Here is a 4,574-nt window from a genome sequence, read left to right on the forward strand (position 1 = left end):
CCCCCCCCCCCCCCCCCCCCCCCCCCACCACGGTCGCTCAGCCGGTGACGGTGAGCTTGACCGGCTCGCTGAGCTTGGTGCCGACCCGGGCGAAGACCTGGTACGTCCCGGCCGGCGGGTTCGGGCCCGCCGCCACCCCGTTGGCGCACTTGGTGGTGTCGCGGCCGTTCCAGCCCACCTGGTAGGAGCGCTCGAAGCCCGGCGTGAAGGACTGCACGTCGGTGCCCTGGCCGGTGCCGCAGGTGTCGGACGACCAGATCTTCTCGGCCCCCGACTTGATGAACAGCTCCTGCACGGAGGCGCCGACGTCGCGGCTGCACGTCCGCTCGGACCGATTCTTGATCTTGAGCTGGAGGTCCACCACGGCCCCCCGGACCACCGAGGCGGGCTGGGCCACCGGGGTCACCGTGATCTCGGCGTCCGTGCAGGCGCCGTCGTCGGCGGCCGGCACGACGGGCGCCACCGGCGGCGAGTCGGTGGTGACCGGCCCGCCCGACGGGTCGCCGGCGTCGGGGCCGCCCGCCGCCCCCGGCGAGGGCGCCCCGGTCTGCGGGGTGAGCACCGAGCCGGTGGGCTCCGGCGAGGCACCGGACGACGTCGCGCCCGCGGTGGGCTGCGCGTCACCGCCCTTGTTCGCGTTCCGGTTCGACCCGGTGCACGAATAGAGCAGGACAATCAGGAAGAGAAGCCCCGCTCCGAATACGACGGCGCGACGCCGCCAGTAAACGGCGGGTGGCAGGGGGCCGACCGTCAGACGCATGATGTCCCCACCGTAGCGGCGCGGGGCACCCCAGCCCCGCGCGACGCGCCGAGTCGTCCGCGGCTCACCGCATCCACCCTCCACATGCGACGGTCCCGCCTGCCGACCGTGTCCCGCCGACGACGCTGGGTCGCCGCGTCGCCGCCACTCAGAGGTACACCTTGCGCTGGTAGATGGCGTGGGCGCCGGCGACCCGGTCGAGGAAGAGCAGGCCGGCGCAGTGGTCGATCTCGTGCTGGAGGGCCCGCGCCTCGAACCCGTCCGTCACCAGCCGTACGGGGTGGCCGGTGCCGGGCAGCACGCCCTCCACCACCAGCCGGCTCGCCCGCTTGACGTCCCCGGTCAGGTCGGGCACCGACATGCACCCCTCGCGGGCCACCTTCCACCGGCTCGCCTCGACGACCCGCGCGTTGCAGAGCGCGAAGGTGCCGTGCACGGTCAGCGCCTTCGGGTGGCCGGTGACGTCCACCGCGAAGACCCGCGCGGCCACGCCGACCTGCGGGGCGGCCAGCCCGACGCAGCCCGGCGACACCCGCATGGTGGCGATCAGGTCGGCGGCCAGCCGTACGGTCTCCTCGGCGGTCGGGTCCACCTCGCCACCGACGTAGGTGAGCACCGGTTCCGGGGCGGACACCACCGGTCGCACCTCCCCCGGCACGCCCAGGGATTCCGGGGTCCAGTCGCCGAGGCCGGCGTAGGCCTCGGTCTCCGGACCGCGCTCGCCGCCGGTCACAGCAGGTCCGGATCGGCCGGCCGGAGGGTCACCCCGACGCCCAGCTCCGCGGCCGTCGCCGTCAGCCGCCCGGCCAGCTCCTCGGCCGTGCCGCGCGGCAGCTCCACCTCGGCGACCACCACGTAGAGCGAGCCGGTCAGCCGGGTGCTCAGGTCGGTGACGTTGCCGCCGGCGTCGGCGAGCACCCGGGTCATGGCCGCCACGATGCCCATCCGGTCCGCGCCGTGCACCGCCATCACGTACGGCTCGCCGGCGGGAGCCGTCTCACCGTCGGGGGTGACCGCGCGTACGGTGGCCAGCAGCTGGCCGTCGGCGGAGAGGGGCGCCAGCGCGGCCTCGACGTCGGCGGCGGTCGGGCCCACGCAGATCAGGGTCATCGCGAAGTGCCCCCGCAGCCGGGTCATGGTGCTGTCGGTCAGGTTCGCGCCGAGCCGGGCGAGCAGCTCGGCGACGTCGGCCACGATGCCTGGCCGGTCCCGGCCGATGACGGTGATCGCGAGCTCGTTCATCCGGGCATTCTGCCCGATCCGTCCGCCACCGCCGCAACGCCCCGCCCGGACCGCCCAGCCAGCGGGACGGCGACGGTGGCGTCGTCGCCCCGTGCCCGGCCTCGTCGCCCGCGCCACCCATGCGGTGGGCCGCGTGACATCATCGGCGGCGCGATGTCTGAGCCCACTTTCGCCACCCTGGTCAGCCGGTGGTACGAGAAGAACGCCCGCGACCTGCCATGGCGCGGGCCCGACGTGAGCCCGTGGGCCATCCTGGTCAGCGAGGTCATGCTCCAGCAGACACCGGTCGTACGCGTGCTCCCCGCCTGGGAGGCCTGGCTGGCACGCTGGCCGGAGCCGGCCGCGCTGGCGGCGGACAGCCCCGCCGAGGCGATCCGGATGTGGGGGCGGCTCGGCTACCCCCGCCGGGCGGTGCGGCTGCGCGACTGCGCGCTGGCGATCGTCGAGCGCCACGGGGGCCGGGTGCCGGACCGGCTGGACCAGCTGCTGGCCCTGCCGGGCGTGGGCACGTACACGGCCCGGGCGGTGGCCGCGTTCGCGTACGGCCAGCGGCACCCGGTGGTCGACACCAACGTGCGACGGGTGGTCTGCCGGGCGATCGCCGGCGAGCCGGACGCCGGCCCGGCGACCCGCCCGGCCGACCTGGTCGCCACCGAGGAACTGCTCCCCGCCGAGCCGGCCGCCGCCGCCCTGGCCAGCGCGGCCTTCATGGAGCTGGGCGCGGTGGTCTGCGTCGCCCGGTCGCCCCGCTGCGGCGCCTGCCCCGTCGAGTCGGTCTGCGCCTGGCGCGCGTCCGGCCGCGAGGCCCCCGCGGGTCCGACCCGCCGCCCCCAGCGGTACGCCGGCACCGACCGACAGGTACGCGGGCTGCTGCTCGGCGTGCTGCGGGAGGCGACCGGACCGGTGCCGCACCAACGGCTCGACCAGGTGTGGGCCGACGACGTCCAGCGGTCCCGGGCCCTCGCCGGGCTGGTGCGGGACGGTCTCGTGGAGCCGGTCGGCGAGTCCTCGTTCCGCCTCGTCGGCGACGGACCGCCGGTCCCGGTGGGCTGACGCGCCGCCAGCCCCGGTGGCCTGCCGTGCCGCCATGGTGGGGCTGCCGCGTCGCCTGTCCCGGTGGGCTGCCGTGCCGGAACGGTGGGCCTGACGGGCCGCCGGCCCCGGTGGGCTGCCGCGCCGCCGGTCCCGTCCCGGTGGGCTGCCGTGCCTGATCGGCACGGGCCAGCCTGTGGGCATGACGAAGGGGCCGGCCCCATGTCGGGACCGGCCCTTCGTGTCGTGCGTCGGTCGGGTCAGGCGGTGTAGCCGCGGGTGGCGATCCAGTCGGCGAGGTTGTCGACGCTCATCCGGTAGGAGGCCTGGGTGGGGTCGGCGGAGTCGGCGATGGTGACGGTGTTGCCGTTGTCGCGGTAGCCGACGACGCTGATGTAGTGCCCGCCTTCGAAGGAGTGGGTGGTGCCGTCGGTGTCGGTGGCGGTGCCGGCGATGTTGGCGACGACGGCGTGGCCCTCGTCGATGGCGGTGACGATGTCGGCGCGCAGCTTGTCGGTCTGCTTCTGGTCGGCCTTGGCGTCGCGGATCTCGACGGACTGGTAGGCGTCCTTGCCGGTCTCCTTGTTGAGTACGGGGGTGATGTCGTTGATGGAGTTGGTGCCGGCTTCGGTGGTGCCCATGCGCTGGGCCATGCCGTCGACGTCGATGTTCTTGCCCTGCACGCTGAGGGCGTTGCGGGCGGCGGCGGGGCCGCAGTAGTAGAAGTTGGGCTGGGCTTCGTAGCGCACGCCGAGTTCACGCTCGCCGCCCTTGCGGTCCTGGCTGACCGTCGTGGTGGGCTTGCTGTTGGTGGGGGCGGCGACGGCGGCGGTGACGGGGCCGGCGATGGCGCCGCCGGTGAAGGCGAGCCCGGCCACGGTCAGAGCGGTCTTACGGAAGATGTCGGTACGCATGATGGTCGGCACCTTTCGATCGGGGGTACGCGACACACGCCAGGGGGGCGGGTGCGCCGCGGAAAGGAAAGGTCGAGATGTCCGGGGGCCTGCGGCCGGGGGGCCGAGGCTCGTCCCTGGGGGGATGCAACCGGCCGGGCCGGCCACACATTCCACGTCCACACGTCTCGCGGGCTCGTGCGACGGGCACCCGCGGTCCGGGGATGCAACCACGGTGGGGGGCCGGTCATTCCGGCGGCCGGTGCCCGGTGACTCAGGCCCGGATGGTGCTCCGCGATCCGGGGGATGTAACCACCCCGGCCGGACCCGCATTCCGCCGGCCCGGCCGACGAACGGCCCGGCCATCGAACGGCCTGGTCACGCGGCCACGATGGTTACAACGACCCGACGCCCCGACCCATGCCCCGCCACCCGGTGGCGCCCGCCACCACGCCCCAACCAAACGGGCACATACCACCGTCCCCCGGTCGATCATGCAGTTCTGGTGTGGCACGAACCGCGCAATCGGGCCGGTAACCGGCACCACAACTGCATGATCCACGCGGCCTGGAGCGGGGACGGGGACGGGGTGAGAGCAAAAGAGGGCGGGGGGGGGGGGGGGGGGGGGGGGGGGGGGGGGGGGGGGG

General features: G+C 74.9%; 5 protein-coding genes. 1 reads left to right on the forward strand and 4 read right to left on the reverse strand.

The features are described from left to right. Nucleotides 1-37: 37 nt before the first annotated feature. The 3 genes from ACSNN9_RS27780 to ACSNN9_RS27790 form a co-directional block, all read right to left on the reverse strand. Entirely contained in the window at nucleotides 38-760 is a 723-nt protein-coding gene (locus ACSNN9_RS27780) for a hypothetical protein (RefSeq protein ID WP_436676255.1), read from the reverse strand. A gap of 148 nt (nucleotides 761-908) precedes the next feature. Continuing rightward, nucleotides 909-1,493: a peptide deformylase gene (locus ACSNN9_RS27785; RefSeq protein ID WP_436676257.1), complete on the reverse strand. Its 585-nt coding sequence runs from the start codon at nucleotides 1,491-1,493 to the stop codon at nucleotides 909-911. Further along, nucleotides 1,490-2,002, reverse strand: a complete 513-nt coding sequence (locus ACSNN9_RS27790) for a glycine cleavage system protein R (protein WP_436676259.1) — start codon at nucleotides 2,000-2,002, stop codon at nucleotides 1,490-1,492. Before ACSNN9_RS27790 ends, ACSNN9_RS27785 begins: the two co-directional genes overlap by 4 nt. A gap of 153 nt (nucleotides 2,003-2,155) precedes the next feature. Here ACSNN9_RS27790 and ACSNN9_RS27795 point away from each other — a divergent pair, with 153 nt between their 5' ends. Further along, a complete protein-coding gene (locus ACSNN9_RS27795) occupies nucleotides 2,156-3,055 on the forward strand; it encodes an A/G-specific adenine glycosylase (protein ID WP_358083546.1) in 900 nt (299 codons plus the stop codon). A gap of 239 nt (nucleotides 3,056-3,294) precedes the next feature. On the opposite strand, the gene ACSNN9_RS27800 is transcribed toward ACSNN9_RS27795, so the two are convergent. Then, the gene (locus ACSNN9_RS27800) at nucleotides 3,295-3,948 is read right to left on the reverse strand and encodes a C39 family peptidase (RefSeq protein WP_436676261.1); all 654 of its coding nucleotides are present in this window, start codon (nucleotides 3,946-3,948) and stop codon (nucleotides 3,295-3,297) included. Nucleotides 3,949-4,574: the final 626 nt, after the last annotated feature.

The sequence above is a fragment of the Micromonospora sp. URMC 107 genome (assembly GCF_051386315.1).
In the GTDB taxonomy this organism is placed as follows: Bacteria; Actinomycetota; Actinomycetes; order Mycobacteriales; family Micromonosporaceae; genus Micromonospora.